At 41.6% G+C, this 15,267-nt stretch carries 20 protein-coding genes; 18 read left to right on the top strand and 2 right to left on the bottom strand.

All coding sequences use genetic code 11. The annotated features are described in order from the left end of the window. The first annotated feature begins 4 nt into the window (after window positions 1-4). The 4 genes from HMPREF8578_RS03540 (at window position 5) to HMPREF8578_RS03525 (ending at window position 2,668) form a co-directional block, all read left to right on the top strand. Window positions 5-970 carry an N-acetylmuramoyl-L-alanine amidase family protein gene (locus tag HMPREF8578_RS03540; RefSeq protein ID WP_000350521.1) on the top strand — a complete coding sequence of 322 codons (966 nt, stop codon included), beginning with the start codon at window positions 5-7 and terminating at the stop codon, window positions 968-970. A gap of 184 nt (window positions 971-1,154) precedes the next feature. Then, the gene (locus tag HMPREF8578_RS03535) at window positions 1,155-1,499 is read left to right on the top strand and encodes a hypothetical protein (protein ID WP_000842074.1); all 345 of its coding nucleotides are present in this window, start codon (window positions 1,155-1,157) and stop codon (window positions 1,497-1,499) included. A 24-nt stretch (window positions 1,500-1,523) separates the two neighbouring features. Next, the gene (gene acrIIA6, locus HMPREF8578_RS03530) at window positions 1,524-2,075 is read left to right on the top strand and encodes an anti-CRISPR protein AcrIIA6 (RefSeq protein WP_000700629.1); all 552 of its coding nucleotides are present in this window, start codon (window positions 1,524-1,526) and stop codon (window positions 2,073-2,075) included. Then, a complete protein-coding gene (locus HMPREF8578_RS03525; protein WP_001208933.1) occupies window positions 2,072-2,668 on the top strand; it encodes an AP2 domain-containing protein in 597 nt (198 codons plus the stop codon). The genes acrIIA6 and HMPREF8578_RS03525 overlap by 4 nt, the downstream gene beginning before the upstream one ends. Before the next feature lie 14 nt (window positions 2,669-2,682). On the opposite strand, the gene HMPREF8578_RS03520 is transcribed toward HMPREF8578_RS03525, so the two are convergent. Together HMPREF8578_RS03520 and HMPREF8578_RS12545 are read right to left on the bottom strand one after the other, a co-directional pair. Continuing rightward, on the bottom strand, window positions 2,683-2,862 hold the full coding sequence (locus tag HMPREF8578_RS03520; RefSeq protein WP_001233344.1) for a hypothetical protein: 180 nt from the start codon (window positions 2,860-2,862) through the stop codon (window positions 2,683-2,685). A gap of 134 nt (window positions 2,863-2,996) precedes the next feature. Next, window positions 2,997-3,152, bottom strand: a complete 156-nt coding sequence (locus HMPREF8578_RS12545) for a hypothetical protein (RefSeq protein WP_001030864.1) — start codon at window positions 3,150-3,152, stop codon at window positions 2,997-2,999. A gap of 437 nt (window positions 3,153-3,589) precedes the next feature. On the opposite strand from HMPREF8578_RS12545, the gene tgt reads away from it, so the two are divergent. The 14 genes from tgt (at window position 3,590) to HMPREF8578_RS03450 (ending at window position 15,140) form a co-directional block, all read left to right on the top strand. Then, window positions 3,590-4,732: a tRNA guanosine(34) transglycosylase Tgt gene (gene tgt / locus HMPREF8578_RS03515; RefSeq protein WP_001285248.1), complete on the top strand. Its 1,143-nt coding sequence runs from the start codon at window positions 3,590-3,592 to the stop codon at window positions 4,730-4,732. Window positions 4,733-4,866: 134 nt separating this feature from the next. After that, window positions 4,867-6,684 carry an acyltransferase family protein gene (locus HMPREF8578_RS03510; protein WP_001220894.1) on the top strand — a complete coding sequence of 606 codons (1,818 nt, stop codon included), beginning with the start codon at window positions 4,867-4,869 and terminating at the stop codon, window positions 6,682-6,684. Window positions 6,685-6,824: 140 nt separating this feature from the next. After that, entirely contained in the window at window positions 6,825-7,976 is a 1,152-nt protein-coding gene (nagA, locus tag HMPREF8578_RS03505) for an N-acetylglucosamine-6-phosphate deacetylase (RefSeq protein WP_001134443.1), read from the top strand. Window positions 7,977-8,128: 152 nt separating this feature from the next. Beyond that, entirely contained in the window at window positions 8,129-8,494 is a 366-nt protein-coding gene (locus tag HMPREF8578_RS03500) for a DUF1033 family protein (RefSeq protein ID WP_000286396.1), read from the top strand. Window positions 8,495-8,556: 62 nt separating this feature from the next. Continuing rightward, window positions 8,557-9,498, top strand: a complete 942-nt coding sequence (gene comGA / locus HMPREF8578_RS03495; protein WP_000249584.1) for a competence type IV pilus ATPase ComGA — start codon at window positions 8,557-8,559, stop codon at window positions 9,496-9,498. After that, window positions 9,446-10,462: a competence type IV pilus assembly protein ComGB gene (gene comGB / locus HMPREF8578_RS03490; protein WP_000355372.1), complete on the top strand. Its 1,017-nt coding sequence runs from the start codon at window positions 9,446-9,448 to the stop codon at window positions 10,460-10,462. The genes comGA and comGB overlap by 53 nt, the downstream gene beginning before the upstream one ends. 1 nt (window position 10,463) lies before the next feature. Continuing rightward, on the top strand, window positions 10,464-10,787 hold the full coding sequence (comGC, locus tag HMPREF8578_RS03485) for a competence type IV pilus major pilin ComGC (protein WP_000735798.1): 324 nt from the start codon (window positions 10,464-10,466) through the stop codon (window positions 10,785-10,787). Further along, entirely contained in the window at window positions 10,750-11,184 is a 435-nt protein-coding gene (gene comGD, locus HMPREF8578_RS03480) for a competence type IV pilus minor pilin ComGD (protein WP_001180055.1), read from the top strand. The genes comGC and comGD overlap by 38 nt, the downstream gene beginning before the upstream one ends. Beyond that, window positions 11,147-11,449, top strand: coding sequence for a competence type IV pilus minor pilin ComGE (comGE, locus tag HMPREF8578_RS03475; RefSeq protein WP_000413384.1), 303 nt, complete (start codon window positions 11,147-11,149; stop codon window positions 11,447-11,449). Before comGD ends, comGE begins: the two co-directional genes overlap by 38 nt. Beyond that, on the top strand, window positions 11,412-11,873 hold the full coding sequence (gene comGF, locus HMPREF8578_RS03470; RefSeq protein ID WP_002875275.1) for a competence type IV pilus minor pilin ComGF: 462 nt from the start codon (window positions 11,412-11,414) through the stop codon (window positions 11,871-11,873). Before comGE ends, comGF begins: the two co-directional genes overlap by 38 nt. Continuing rightward, entirely contained in the window at window positions 11,851-12,264 is a 414-nt protein-coding gene (gene comGG / locus HMPREF8578_RS03465) for a competence type IV pilus minor pilin ComGG (RefSeq protein WP_000265647.1), read from the top strand. Before comGF ends, comGG begins: the two co-directional genes overlap by 23 nt. 32 nt (window positions 12,265-12,296) lie before the next feature. Further along, window positions 12,297-12,884 (top strand): class I SAM-dependent methyltransferase, encoded by a 588-nt coding sequence (locus HMPREF8578_RS03460; RefSeq protein ID WP_000679790.1) that lies wholly within the window; start codon window positions 12,297-12,299, stop codon window positions 12,882-12,884. A 60-nt stretch (window positions 12,885-12,944) separates the two neighbouring features. After that, entirely contained in the window at window positions 12,945-13,898 is a 954-nt protein-coding gene (locus HMPREF8578_RS03455) for a class I SAM-dependent methyltransferase (RefSeq protein WP_000345145.1), read from the top strand. A gap of 51 nt (window positions 13,899-13,949) precedes the next feature. Beyond that, window positions 13,950-15,140 carry an acetate kinase gene (locus HMPREF8578_RS03450; RefSeq protein ID WP_000167789.1) on the top strand — a complete coding sequence of 397 codons (1,191 nt, stop codon included), beginning with the start codon at window positions 13,950-13,952 and terminating at the stop codon, window positions 15,138-15,140. Window positions 15,141-15,267: the final 127 nt, after the last annotated feature.

Here is a 15,267-nt window from a genome sequence, read left to right as displayed (position 1 = left end):
AACCATGGATATTGATACAAGCAGACTACGAACTGACTTACCACAAGTTGGCGAACAACCATACCGACAAATTCATGCACATTCAACGGGCAATCCAAACTCAACTGCCCAAAATGAAGCAGACTACCACATGCGTCGTCCTGTTGATTCAGGCTTTTTTTCGCACGTTGTCGGCAACGGCCGTGTGATGCAGACCTGGTACACAGATATGGGAGCATATGATGTAGGAGGTGGCTGGAACGTTGAAGGCTACGGACAAGTAGAACTGATTGAGAGCCATAGCACAAAAGAAGAATTCATGCGTGATTACAAGCTATACGTCGAACTGCTGCGTAACCTTGCTGATGAAGCTGGCATTCCTAAGACGCTGGATTCTGACAGCTTGGCTGGAATTAAAACGCATCAGTATTGCACATACAATCAACCTCGAAACTACTCTGACCATGTGGATCCATATCCTTATCTTGCAAAATGGGGCATTAGCCGTGAGCAATTCAAGAAAGATATTGAAGGCGGTCTGTCTGAAGCTGGCTGGCGCCAAAATGCTTCTGGCTGGTGGTGGGAGGAGTCAGACGGCTCTTATCCCACAAAAACATGGAAGCAAATCAAGGGAGAGTGGTTCTACTTCAATGAACGTGGATACTGCCTAATCAACCGTTGGTTCAACGATGGTAAAGATTGGTTCTATTTAGACAAGCGTGGCGCAATGGTCACAGGCTGGATGTTCCTCAACCATCGCTGGTATTTCTTCAAATCAGATGGCCGCATGGCTACTGGCTGGGTTAAATATCGTGAAACCTGGTATTTCATGGAAGAAAAAGACGGCTACATGCTATCCAAACAATTCGTCAAATCAGGCGACGGCTGGTATTACTTGAAGGCAAACGGTGAATTACACACAGATCCAGCATTCAAAACAGAACCAGACGGGCTTATCACTGTCGTTGACAAACCAAAAGAAGAAAAATAAATAAAACAGAAAGGACTTTCAAAATAGATTACACTAAAACCGCAGGCACTAGCTTGCGGTTTTTTTGTTTATCTGAAAGTACTTTCTAAAATAAAAAAAGTTTGAATTTCTTTATGTTTTTTGTTGACAAACTATCTTATATGATATATAATATGCTTGTAAGATAAATAAAGGAGAAATCAAAATGAAATCACAAGTTATGACATTAGCGTGGAAAATCTTCAAAAATGAAAAGAACGATGTAACATTCTCAGAAGCTTTGAAATTAGCTTGGAAGACAGTTAAGCGTCAAAATATGGCTGATGATTTCTATTTCTTCCATTCTTCAAATGTGAAGTTCCAAGGAGTTAAGAAATGGTTCGCTGAGAAAGAATTTTACGGTCGCAACAAGAAGGATTTAGCCTTCATGTCTGTTAGTGCAATCAGCATCAATGAATTGCTTGAAGAAACTGAAAAAGCAGTTAAACTTGAAATCGTAACACCTTATGGAACATCTACTAAATGGTATCCAAAGAGCGTACTTGCTTAATTTAAAATCAAAGGAGAAACTAAAATGAAAATCAATAACGACATCAAAGACTTAATTTTGGAATATGTAGGACGATACTTCAGGTATGAAAATGATTTCTATAAGCTACCAGGTATCAAGTTCACTGATGCCAACTGGCAGAGATTCAAGAGTGGTGAGACTTCTATCGAGAAGATGGGCGCTGCAAGAGTGAACGCTATGCTTGATCGCTTATTTGAAGACTTTGAATTGGCTATGATTGGCAAGGCTCAAACTCACTATTATTTCAGCAATTCACTTAAAATGAATATGACATTCCACGCTTACTACGACCAATTCAAGAAGCAACAACTTATTAAATGGATTGAAAATAGCCGTGAGGATATCATCGGAGGGACTGGCAGAATGTATACTGCTGACGGCAACTTCATCGCTAATGCTTATCTCGAAGTAGCCCTAGAAAGTAGCAATCTAGGAGAAGGTTCATACATGCTTCAAATGCGATTCAAAAACTATTCTCGTGACCCAAGGCCTATACCTGCTGGCCGTCAAAATCGACTTGAATGGATTGAGAACAACTTGGAGAATATTCGATGAGAGAGAATATAATCGGTCAGAGGTTCAATCGTCTCGTTGTCATAGAAGATGACGGGACGAGGTCTTCTAAAGGAGAAATTAAATGGCTCTGTCAATGTGATTGTGGCAATCTATATCACGCCCTCAGATATAGATTAAAGAACGGTCTAACTAAATCTTGTGGATGCTTGAACGAAGAGAAGAAGCATGAACGATTCAAAGACTTAACAGGAACTGAAACTGCTAACTTCAAGATTATTGACCGGGCATACTCGAAGAGTCAGCGCGTATGGTGGAATTGCATCTGTAAGCATTGTGGTGCAAGCGTGATCCTCAATAATAATCTAATCGACCATCAGACCTCTTGTGGTTGTAGACGTGGAGCATCCAAGGACTACATGGACTCTATTCGAGATCCTGAGAGTCGAAGATCTACGAAGCCGACTGCTAGAAGTAGCACGGGCGTTCGAGGTGTCTATTTCAATAAGCGAAAAAAGAGATATCAAGTATTTATCAACGTGGATAAGAAATCGAAGTATTTAGGGAGCTACGCTTCTTTGGAAGAAGCTACAAAGATTCGACGTGAAGCTGAAATCGAACATGGATATAAATAAAGCAGTGACCGAAATCACTGCTTATCAGCTATAGCGAATTCATAGAGCTTTTCTGCCGTTAGAAGCGCCATTTTGTCCATGCTTGTTTTTCCTTTTCTGAGGTCAGAAACAGTAGTCCAAGGAACTCCAGCGCCTTGAGAAATAGCAGATGTAGACATCGGGCTGTCTAATAATTCTTGAATAACTTTTCTCATATTATTTGTCCTTTTTATTTTTTAGATAGATATATACGTTGATCACAATTATAAAAATAGCTATTGCACTAACCATTGCTTTTCCTCTTTTCATTTGATAAAATAGAGGTGTGAGGGGCTTTCGCCCCTACCTCTTAGCGTTTACCTTTTCTTTTGCGGGAGTTGGGTTTACGCTTTTTGTTTTGCCTTGCGACCGTTATTGCGGTTACTAGACTTGCGATAGCAGTTACTGTTTCAGGAATATTATCTATTGCCTTTTCAAGTAACCTAAGCCAATCTTCTTTGTTCAACTTCCTCACCTCCTTTCCTTATCTTGATTATATTATATCACGGTATACCGAGAAAGTCAAGTATTTTGATGAAGTTTTTTTAAATTTTTTCAAAAAAAAATAGACCTTGTCCAGAGGTCGGGGAGTTGGAGGGACACCCTCCAATGTAAACTAATAGAACTAAATTGCAGCCTTCTCAACTATACGGGCAAATGTGAGTATGAAAATGAATACGAAGATGAATACGATTTAAAAAAATGACGAAAATCAACGGAAATGATTTTAAATAAAAATAAGCAAAAACTCAACTATTGATAAGTAACAGAAAGCATTGAAAAACATTTGTCACTTATACCATAGTTCGTGACAGTTCCTGGTTTTTTTGATAAAATCATACAGTATGCCTTTGGGCACAAAGTATGAACTGGGACTGTTTTTCCCAGCTTCGGAGGTAAAAAATGTCAGATTCACCAATCAAATACCGTTTGATTAAGAAAGAAAAACATACAGGAGCTCGTCTGGGAGAAATCATCACTCCGCACGGTACTTTTCCAACGCCTATGTTTATGCCAGTTGGGACCCAAGCTACTGTCAAGACCCAGTCACCAGAGGAGTTAAAGGAGATGGGATCAGGGATTATCCTCTCTAATACCTATCATCTCTGGCTTCGTCCTGGAGATGAACTCATCGCACGCGCAGGTGGTCTCCACAAGTTCATGAATTGGGACCAACCAATCTTGACGGATAGTGGTGGTTTCCAGGTTTATTCCCTAGCTGATAGCCGAAATATCACCGAAGAAGGAGTAACCTTTAAAAACCATCTCAATGGTTCCAAGATGTTCCTATCACCAGAGAAAGCCATCTCTATTCAGAACAATCTAGGCTCCGACATCATGATGTCTTTTGATGAATGTCCTCAGTTTTACCAACCTTATGACTACGTTAAGAAATCAATCGAGCGTACTAGCCGTTGGGCTGAGCGTGGTTTGAAGGCTCACCGTCGTCCACAGGATCAAGGTTTGTTTGGAATTGTACAGGGGGCAGGCTTTGAAGACCTTCGTCGTCAGTCAGCTCATGACCTTGTCAGCATGGATTTCCCAGGTTACTCTATCGGTGGCTTAGCAGTGGGGGAAACCCACGAAGAAATGAATGCAGTCTTGGACTTCACAACTCAACTTCTTCCTGAAAACAAACCTCGCTATTTGATGGGTGTCGGAGCGCCAGATAGCTTGATAGATGGGGTTATTCGTGGTGTGGATATGTTTGACTGTGTCTTGCCAACTCGTATCGCTCGTAATGGGACTTGTATGACCAGCCAAGGTCGTTTGGTTGTCAAAAATGCCCAATTCGCTGAAGACTTTACGCCACTGGATCCTGAGTGTGATTGCTACACATGTAAGAACTACACACGCGCCTACCTTCGTCATTTGCTCAAGGCTGATGAAACCTTCGGTATCCGCTTGACTAGCTACCACAATCTCTACTTCTTACTCAATCTGATGAAGAAAGTGCGTCAAGCCATCATGGATGACAATCTCTTGGAATTTCGTGAGTATTTTGTAGAAAAATATGGCTACAACAAGTCAGGGCGCAATTTCTAAAGTGTAAAAATAGAATGCCAAAATCCTAAGTTTTCTCTTAGGATTTTTCCTATTTTTTTTGATAGAATAGGGAGTATAATGGAATGGAAATTAGGTGGTGTTTTGCTTCCTAATTTAATGGAGAATAGACTCGTATGCGTATTAAATGGTTTTCCTTGATTAGGATTACAGGTTTACTTTTGGTGCTTTTGTACCACTTCTTTCAAACAATCTTTCCTGGAGGATTCTTTGGGGTAGATGTCTTTTTCACTTTTTCAGGATTTTTGATCACCTCCCTCCTTTTAGAAGAATTTGGGAAGGCACGCCAGATTGATTTACTGAGCTTTTTTAAGAGACGATTTTACCGCATCGTGCCACCTGTGGTGCTGATGGTTTTGGTGACCATGCCTTTTACTTTCTTGGTTCGTCAAGACTATGTTGCTGGAATTGGTGGCCAGATAGCTGGAGTTCTCGGTTTTATGACCAACTTCTACGAAATGTTAACAGGGGGAAGTTATGAATCCCAGTTCATTCCGCATCTCTTTGTTCACAACTGGAGTCTAGCTGTTGAGGTTCACTACTATATCCTTTGGGGCTTAGCGGTTTGGTTCTTATCGAAACGTTCAAAATCTAGTAGTCAATTGAGAGGGATGGTCTTTCTCCTTTCTGCTGGAGCTTTTATCATTAGCTTTTTCTCCATGTTCATTGGTAGTCTAATGGCGAGTTCCTATTCATCTGTCTACTTTTCAAGTTTGACCCATGTTTATCCTTTCTTTTTAGGAAGCATTTTGGCGACAGTTGTGGGGGTTCGTCAGACGAGCGATTTAGTCAAGCAGTTTGACCGGACATGGGATATTCGTCAGAATCTACTGGTATTTGCTGCAGGTCTCTTGGTGTTAGTGCTCTTGACTTTCTTTGTCAAGTTCACCTACCTGTTTGCGTACTTATTTGGCTTCTTGCTAGCAAGTTTAGCGGCAGTGACCATGATTTTTGCTGCGCGTGTCTTGCATGAGAAAACGCCTGAGATACAAGAACCTCGGATCATTACATTTTTAGCGGATACCAGCTACGCGGTTTATCTCTTCCACTGGCCTTTTTATATTATCTTTTCTCAGCTGATGAGTAATCTGCCTGCTGTTATTCTGACAATCATCTTTTCTTATTTCTTTGCTATCCTATCCTTCTATATTATTGAGCCATTGATTGCTGGTAAATCCAATCCTTTAATACGGAAGATTAGTCGATTGCCTCATATTAAACCAATTAGTGCTGGTGCTGCTGGCATTCTTACCTTGATTGCCTTGATTATCATAGCTGTGGCTCCTCAAGTTGGAGCTTTTGAGACAGACTTGATGGTCAATGGTTTCAAACAAGCTCAGACCAATATAGGACAAACCAAGACTCTTGCTGAACAAGCTGAACTGAGTCGTTTAGGAATTTCTGATGGAACAAGTCTAATAGGAGATTCGGTAGCCTTGCGTGCCAATACAGCCTTACAAGAGGCACTTCCTGAAGCAAATATCAATGCCCAGGTTAGTCGAACGACCAAGCAAGCCAACGATATTATGCTCAATAACAGTCAGAACAAGGCGCTGCTAAAAACAGTTGTCATTGCAACGGGAGTCAATAATCCTGAAGGCTATAAGAATGATTTGGACAGCATCGTGAACAATCTACCGAAAGGACACCATCTGATACTGGTGACACCTTATGAGGGAGACAAGAGCAAGGACACTTACACATCAGTGGAGCAGTATGCGGCTTATGCACGGGAATTAGCTGAAAAGAATCCTTACGTGAGCATAGCTGACTGGAATAAGGTTGCTAAGGAACACCCTGAAATCTGGGCTGGAACCGACCAAGTCCACTTTGGGAATGACAATAGCAAGCTCGAAGAAGGTGCTAAGCTATACGCAGAAACGATTGCAGCTGCTGTTAAGGATGCTCAAGAACTGCCTGTAAAATCAAAATAAAATTAAAGAGTTGGAGAAATCCAGCTCTTTTAAAATATCCACGAAAAATAGGTCTATACCATTTACAAATGAAAAAGAAAGGTTTATAATGTAATTGACATAATAAATTCTAGAATCAATCTATCAAGGAGGTTATCATTATGCCTAATTATATTAAAGCGGATCAGTTTTTCTACCCACACGGAGTTCGTCGTGGCGGTTACTTGGAACTTGTGGATGGCAAGTTTGGCAAACATGTAGAACAGATTCCTGAAGGAGCTGAGGTGATTGACTATACCGGTTATAGCATTGCCCCAGGGCTTGTGGATACCCATATTCATGGATTTGGCGGTGTCGATGTCATGGACAATAACATCGAAGGAACCCTTCATACCATGAGTGAAGGATTGCTTAGCACGGGTGTTACCAGCTTCTTGCCAACGACGTTGACTTCCTCTTACGAGCAGTTGCTTGCGGTAACTGAAAATATCGGCGCTCGTTACCAGGAAGCAAGTGGAGCCAAGATTCGTGGAATCTATTTTGAAGGCCCCTATTTCACAGAGAAATACAAAGGAGCCCAAAACCCTGCCTATATGAAAGATCCTCGTATGGATGAGTTTCGTGCTTGGCAAAAAGCTGCCAATGGCTTGCTCAATAAAATTGCCCTTGCGCCAGAACGTGAAGGTGTAGAAGACTTTGTTCGTACAATTACGGGTGAAGGAGTGACTGTTGCTCTTGGACACTCCAATGCGACTTTTGATGAAGCTAAAAAAGCAGTCGATGCTGGAGCGAGTGTTTGGGTACATGCCTACAATGGGATGCGTGGGTTGACTCACCGTGAGCTCGGTATGGTGGGAGCCATGTATGAATTGCCACATACTTATGCAGAGTTGATCTGTGACGGTCACCACGTAGATCCAAAGGCCTGTGATATTTTGCTCAAGCAAAAAGGAACTGAAAATATCGCCCTTATCACAGACTGTATGACAGCTGGTGGCTTGGAAGATGGAGATTACATGTTGGGAGAATTCCCAGTAGTTGTTGCTAATGGAACTGCTCGCCTCAAATCGACAGGCAATTTGGCAGGTTCTATCCTTAAACTCAAAGATGGTTTGAAGAATGTGGTCGAATGGGGAATTGCGAATCCGCATGAAGCAGTCATGATGGCCAGCCTCAACCCAGCAAAATCTGTTCACATCGATGATGTCTGTGGCCAAATCCGTGAAGGCTACGAGGCTGACTTTATCGTACTAGATAAAGATTTGGAATTGGTAGCAACCTATCTAGACGGTGTGAAACGTTATCAAGCCTAAGAAGATAAAATAGGGGTCAATAAAGGACTCCTATTTTTATTATCAGATGAAAATAATAGGATTAAAGAAATTGCTAATGGGGGAAACAAGCAAAATCCTTTTCTTGTAATAAAAAATTAGATATAATATACGATACAAAGGAAGTAGTAAGAATGTATCGTGTTATAGAAATGTATGGGGATTTTGAACCGTGGTGGTTCATAGAAGGTTGGGAAGAAGATGTCATCATGAGTCAATCTTTTGACAAGTATTATGATGCTCTAAAATATTATAAATCATGCTGGTTTGAGCTGGAAAAGAAGAATCCTCTTTATAAGAGTCGGAGTGATTTGATGACTATCTTTTGGGATCCTGCTGATAAACGCTGGTGTGATGAGTGTGATGAGTATTTGCAACAGTACCATTCTTTGGCACTTTTACAGGATGAGCAAGTCATCCCCGATGAAAAGCTACGTCCAGGTTATGAAAAACAAACAGGTCAAGAAAAACACCGTTCTTGCCGTATGAAATGGAGATAAAAAAGTAACTTTTTAAGTTGCTTTTTTTATTTTTTTGCGAATAGTTAGATAAGGAGGGCGATATGGTACAAGAAATTGCACAGAAAATTATTGCTACTGCAAAAGAAAAGAAGGCTCAGGATATCTATTTTATCCCCAAGGAAAAGTCCTATGAGCTTCACATGCGGGTTGGAGACGAACGGTGTCTAGTTGACTCCTATGAGTTTGATGTTTTAGCTGCTGTGATTAGTCATTTTAAATTTGTGGCGGGTATGAACGTAGGAGAGAAGAGGCGTAGTCAGCTGGGGTCTTGCGACTATCAGCATGGGGAGAAGAAGTCTTCTCTGCGTTTGTCTACCGTGGGAGATTATCGGGGATATGAGAGTTTGGTCATTCGTTTGTTGCACGATGAGGAACAGGACCTGCATTTCTGGTTTCAGGATATGAACGAACTGGGTGAGCAGTACAGGCAACGGGGGCTCTACCTTTTTGCGGGTCCAGTTGGAAGTGGCAAGACGACCTTGATGCACGAATTAGCCAAGTCTCTGTTTAAAGGACAGCAGGTTATGTCCATTGAAGATCCTGTCGAGATCAAGCAGGACGACATGCTCCAGTTGCAGTTGAATGAGGCGATTGGATTGACCTATGAAAATCTGATCAAACTGTCTCTTCGGCATCGTCCTGACCTCTTGATTATCGGTGAAATTCGTGATAGCGAGACAGCGCGTGCAGTGGTCAGAGCCAGTTTGACAGGGGCGACAGTTTTTTCAACCATTCATGCCAAGAGTATCCGAGGTGTTTATGAACGCCTTCTGGAGTTGGGTGTGACGGAGGAGGAACTAGCAGTTGTCCTGCAAGGAGTCTGCTACCAGAGATTAATTGGGGGAGGAGGAATCGTTGACTTTGCAAACAAAGACTATCAAGAACACCAGCCAACTAGCTGGAATGAGCAGATTGATCAGCTTCTTAAAGATGGACATATCACAAGTCTTCAGGCTGAAACGGAAAAAATTAGCTACAGCTAAGCAGAAGAAAATCATTACCTTGTTTAACAATCTCTTCTCCAGTGGCTTTCATTTGGTGGAAATTATTTCTTTCTTGGGCAGAAGTGCTTTGCTGGAAAAGGACTATGTAGCCCAGATGCACCAAGGCTTGTCTCAGGGGAAATCCTTCTCAGAAATGATGGAAAGTTTGGGCTTTTCAAGTGCTATCGTGACCCAATTATCTCTAGCTGAAGTTCATGGAAATCTCCATCTGAGTCTGGGGAAGATAGAAGAATATCTGGATAATTTGTCCAAGGTCAAGAAGAAGTTAATTGAAGTAGCGACTTATCCCCTGATTTTGCTGGGATTTCTCCTGCTAATCATGTTGGGGCTCAGGAATTATTTGCTCCCCCAACTGGACAGTAGCAATATCGCCACTCAAATCATCGGCAATCTGCCACAAATATTTCTGGGACTAGTGTTGGTTTGTTCTCTATCTGTACTTTTAGCCCTCACTTTTTACAAAAGAAGTTCCAAGATGCGGGTCTTTTCGATGTTGGCACGGGTTCCCTTTCTAGGAATCTTTATCCAGACGTATTTGACGGCTTATTACGCGCGTGAATGGGGCAATATGATTTCGCAGGGAATGGAGCTGACGCAGATTTTTCAGATCATGCAGGAACAAGGTTCCCAGCTCTTTAAAGAAATCGGTCAAGATTTGTCTCAAGCCCTGCAAAATGGCCGCGAATTTTCTCAAACCATAGCGACCTATCCTTTCTTTAAAAAGGAGTTGAGTCTCATCATCGAGTATGGAGAAGTCAAGTCCAAGCTGGGGAGTGAGTTGGAAATCTATGCTGAAAAAACTTGGGAAGCCTTTTTTACCCGAGTTAATCGTACCATGAATCTGGTACAGCCACTGGTTTTTATCTTTGTGGCTCTGATTATCGTTTTACTTTATGCGGCAATGCTTATGCCCATGTATCAAAATATGGAGGTAAATTTTTAAAATGAAAAAACTCATGACAAATTTAAAAAAAGCCAAGGTTAAAGCTTTCACTTTGGTAGAAATGTTAGTCGTCTTGCTTATCATCAGCGTACTCCTCTTGCTCTTTGTGCCCAATTTGACCAAGCAAAAGGATGCCGTAGATGATAAAGGAAAAGCTGCTGTTGTCAAGGTTGTGGAAAGCCAGGCAGAACTCTATCGTTTGGACAAAAATGATGACGCCAGCCTCAGCAAATTACAAGCGGACGGTCGTATCACAGCTGAGCAAGCCAAAGCTTATAAAGACTACCATGCAAAACAAAAAACAAGTCAAACTGTTGCAGATTAAGGCCTTTACTATGCTGGAAAGTCTCTTAGTTTTGGGACTTGTGAGTATCCTTGCCCTGGGCTTGTCTGGTTCTGTTCAATCCAGTTTTGCAGCGGTGGATGAGCAGATTTTCTTTATGGAGTTTGAAGAACTCTATCGGGAGACCCAAAAACGTAGTGTAGCTAGTCAACAAAAGACAAGTTTAAGCTTAGACGGACAGACCATCAGCAATGGCAGTCAAAACTTGACCGTTCCTAAAGGAATTCAGGCACCCTCAGGACAAAGCATTATATTTGACCGAGCTGGAGGCAATTCGTCCCTGGCTAAGGTTGAATTTCAAACCAGCAAAGGAGCGATTCGCTATCAATTATATCTAGGAAATGGAAAAATTAAACGCATTAAGGAAACAAAAAATTAGGGCAGTAATCTTACTAGAAGCAGTAGTATCTTTGGCTGTGTTTGCCAGCATTGCGACCCTTCTTTTGGGGCAAATTCAGAAAAATAGACAAGAAGAGGCAGAAATCTTGCAAAAGGAAGAAGTTTTGCGTGTGGCGAAGATGGCTCTGCAAACAGGGCAAAATCAGGTAAACATAAATGGAGTGGAGGTTCAGGTGTTTGCTAGTGAAAAGGGATTGGAGGTCTACCATGGTTCAGAGAAGTTGCTCGACCTTAAAGAGCAGTAAGGTAAGAGCGTTCACTCTATTAGAATCTCTGATTGCCCTTATCGTCATTAGCGGAGGCTTGCTCCTTTTTCAAGCTATGAGTCAGCTCCTCATTTCAGAAGTTCGTTACCAGCAGCAAAGCGAGCAAAAGGAGTGGCTCTTGTTTGTGGATCAACTGGAGGCAGAGTTAGAGCGTTCGCAGTTTGAAAAGGTAGAAGGCAATCGCCTCTATTTAAAACAAGATGGTAAGGATATCTCTATAGGGAAGTCTAAATCGGATGATTTTCGAAAAACGGATACCAGCGGACGGGGCTATCAGCCGATGGTTTATGGACTCAAATCAGCTCAAATTACAGAGGAAAATCAATTGGTTCGCTTTCGTTTCCAATTTCAAAAGGGCTTAGAAAGGGAGTTCATCTATCGTGTGGAAAAAACAAAAAGTTAAGGCAGGCGTTCTTTTATATGCAGTCACCATGGCAGCCATCTTTAGTCTGTTGTTGCAGTTTTATTTAAATCGGCAAGTCGCCCATCACAAAGACTTTGCCCTAAACAAAGAAAAGTTGATCGCTTTTGCCATGGCCAAGCGAAGTAAGGATAAGGCTGAGCAAGAAAGTGGAGAACGAGTCTTTAACTTAGGAAAAGTCAGATATCAAAATACGAAAACAGGTTTTGCAACAAGTGTTCGTATGAATAAGGGCAACTATGAATTTCTCTTTCCTACGATGAAAACCCAAGAAAAGAAAACAGCTAAAAAGGAAGAGGTAGCGACTGATTCAAGCAATCAAGCAGAGAAGAAAAAATCAGAAGAGAAGTCTGAAAAGAAAGACAATTCCTAGTCAATTCAACTACTTTGTGCTAAACTAAAAGCATGAAACATGATTTTAATCACAAAGCAGAAACCTTTGATTCGCCCAAAAATATCTTTCTTGCAAATTTGGTGTGTCAAGTAGTTGAAAAACAGATTGCTCTTCTATCAGACAAGGAAATACTGGATTTTGGTGGTGGAACGGGTCTATTAGCCTTGCCCCTAGCCAAGCAGGCCAAGTCGGTTACCCTTGTAGATATCTCGGAGAAAATGCTGGAGCAAGCCCGTTTGAAAGCAGAGCAACAAGACATCAAGAATATCCAGTTTTTGGAGCAGAATTTACTGGCAAATCCCTTGGAACAACAATTTGACCTAATTGTAGTCAGTCGGGTTCTTCATCATATGCCTGATCTAGATGCGACTCTTGCCATGTTTCACCATCACCTTAGGGAGAATGGACAAGTTCTCATCGCTGATTTTGTCAAGACAGATACCAACCATCATGGTTTTGATTTAGCTGAACTGGAAAACAAGCTAGCCCAGTTTGGTTTTTCGAGCATTGACAGTCAGATCCTTTACAGTGCCGAAGGTCTTTTCCTAGGAAATTACGCAGAGCTCTTTTTAACAGTAGCCCAAAAATCACTCGCCTAGTAAGGGAGTGATTTTTCTATAGGAATGGAAAAAAGGAGGGAAATTTGATAAGATAGAAATATGGATTTTGAAAAAATTGAACAAGCTTATACGTATTTACTAGAGAATGTCCAAGTCATCCAAAGTGATTTGGCGACCAACTTTTATGACGCCTTGGTAGAGCAAAATAGTATCTATCTAGATGGCGAGACCAATCTAGAGCAGGTCAAGGAGAACAATCAAGCCCTTAAACGCCTAGCGCTTCGCAAGGAAGAGTGGCTCAAGACCTACCAGTTTCTCTTGATGAAGGCAGGACAAACGGAACCTTTACAGGCCAATCACCAGTTTACACCGGATGTCATTTCCCTCCTCTTGGTACTTGTTGTAGAAGAGTTGCTTCATAAAGAGGAAATTAGCATCCTCGAAATAGGCTCTGGTATGGGCATTTTGGGGGCTACTTTCTTGACTTCTCTCTCTAAAAAAGTGGATTACTTGGGAGTCGAAGTGGATGATTTGCTAATTGATCTGGCGGCTAGTATGGCAGATGTGATCGGTTTGCAGGCAGGATTTGTCCAAGGAGATGCCGTTCGTCCGCAAATGCTTAAAGAAAGCGACGTGGTCATCAGCGACTTGCCTGTAGGCTATTACCCAGACGATGCCATCGCTTCTCGCTATCAAGTGGCTTCTAGTCAAGAGCATACCTATGCCCACCATTTGCTGATGGAGCAAGGTCTCAAGTACCTTAAGTCAGATGGCTATGCTATTTTTCTAGCTCCGAGTGATTTATTGACCAGTCCTCAAAGTGACTTATTAAAAGGGTGGCTCAAAGACGAAGTGAGTCTGGCTGCTATCATCGCTCTGCCAGAGGATATTTTCTCAACTGCAAGCCAAGCTAAAAGTATTTTTGTCTTACAGAAGAAAGGAGATAAAGAACTAGAACCCTTTGTCTATCCTCTTACTAGCTTGCAAGATCCGTCAGTTTTGTTGAACTTTAAAGAAAATTTTCAAAATTGGAGCAAAGGTACTGAAATATAAAAGAGATTTTGTTATAATAGATGAAAACGCTTAAAAAAGAGGTATCATCTTATGACAAAAACAATTGCAATCAATGCAGGAAGCTCAAGCTTGAAATGGCAACTTTATCAAATGCCTGAGGAAAAAGTTTTGGCTAAAGGCTTGATTGAACGTATTGGATTGAAAGATTCAATTTCAACAGTAAAATTTGACGGTCGTTCGGAGCAACAAATTCTTGATATTGAAGACCACACACAAGCCGTTAAAATTTTATTGGATGACTTGATTCGTTTTGACATTATCAAAGGGTACGATGAGATTACAGGTGTCGGCCACCGCGTCGTTGCAGGTGGTGAATATTTCAAGGAATCAACAGTTGTTGAGGGAGATGTGTTAGAAAAAGTTGAGGAATTGGGACTGTTGGCTCCTCTTCACAATCCAGCTAACGCAGCTGGAATTCGCGCATTTAAGGAATTGCTTCCAGATATTACCAGTGTTGTCGTATTTGATACCTCATTCCACACAAGCATGCCAGAGAAGGCTTATCGCTACCCTCTACCAACTAAATACTACACAGACAACAAGGTTCGTAAATATGGTGCCCACGGGACAAGCCACCAGTTTGTAGCTGGAGAAGCAGCGAAACTTTTGGGTCGTCCTCTAGAAGATTTGAAATTGATTACCTGCCATATTGGTAACGGGGCTTCTATCACAGCTGTTAAGGGTGGGAAATCTGTGGATACTTCTATGGGATTCACACCACTCGGCGGTGTGATGATGGGAACTCGTACAGGAGATATTGACCCTGCTATCATCCCTTATCTCATGCAATATACAGAGGATTTCAATACCCCAGAAGATATTAGTCGCGTTCTCAATCGTGAATCAGGGCTCATGGGAGTTTCTGGTCAGTCAAGCGATATGCGTGATGTGATTGCTGCTATGGAAGCAGGAGACCATGATGCGACTTTGGCTTATGAAATGTATGTTGATCGTATCCAAAAACATATCGGTCAATACCTTGCAGTCCTAAATGGAGCAGATGCGATTATCTTCACAGCAGGTATCGGTGAAAATGCAGCTTTGGTTCGTGAGGATGTCATTTCAGGTATCTCTTGGTTTGGTTGTGATGTGGATCCAGAAAAGAACGTCTTTGGCGTAACGGGAGACATCTCAACTGACGCAGCGAAAATCCGTGTCTTGGTTATTCCAACAGATGAAGAATTGGTGATTGCACGCGATGTTGAGCGCTTGAAAAAATAAGTAAATACACATAAAATTTGATTGTGAAAAGAAGTTGGAAAAGAGATTTTCCAGCTTTTTTTATGTAGAAAATGTCTAAAACCTTGCTGTTATTGGCTTTTTCAAAAAATATGGTATAATAGTAGTA

It is taken from the genome of Streptococcus oralis ATCC 49296 (assembly GCF_000185265.1).
In the GTDB taxonomy this organism is placed as follows: domain Bacteria; phylum Bacillota; class Bacilli; order Lactobacillales; family Streptococcaceae; genus Streptococcus; species Streptococcus oralis_BC.
Note: the sequence above shows the minus strand (reverse complement) of the source record. Positions and strands in the feature narration are given on the sequence as shown.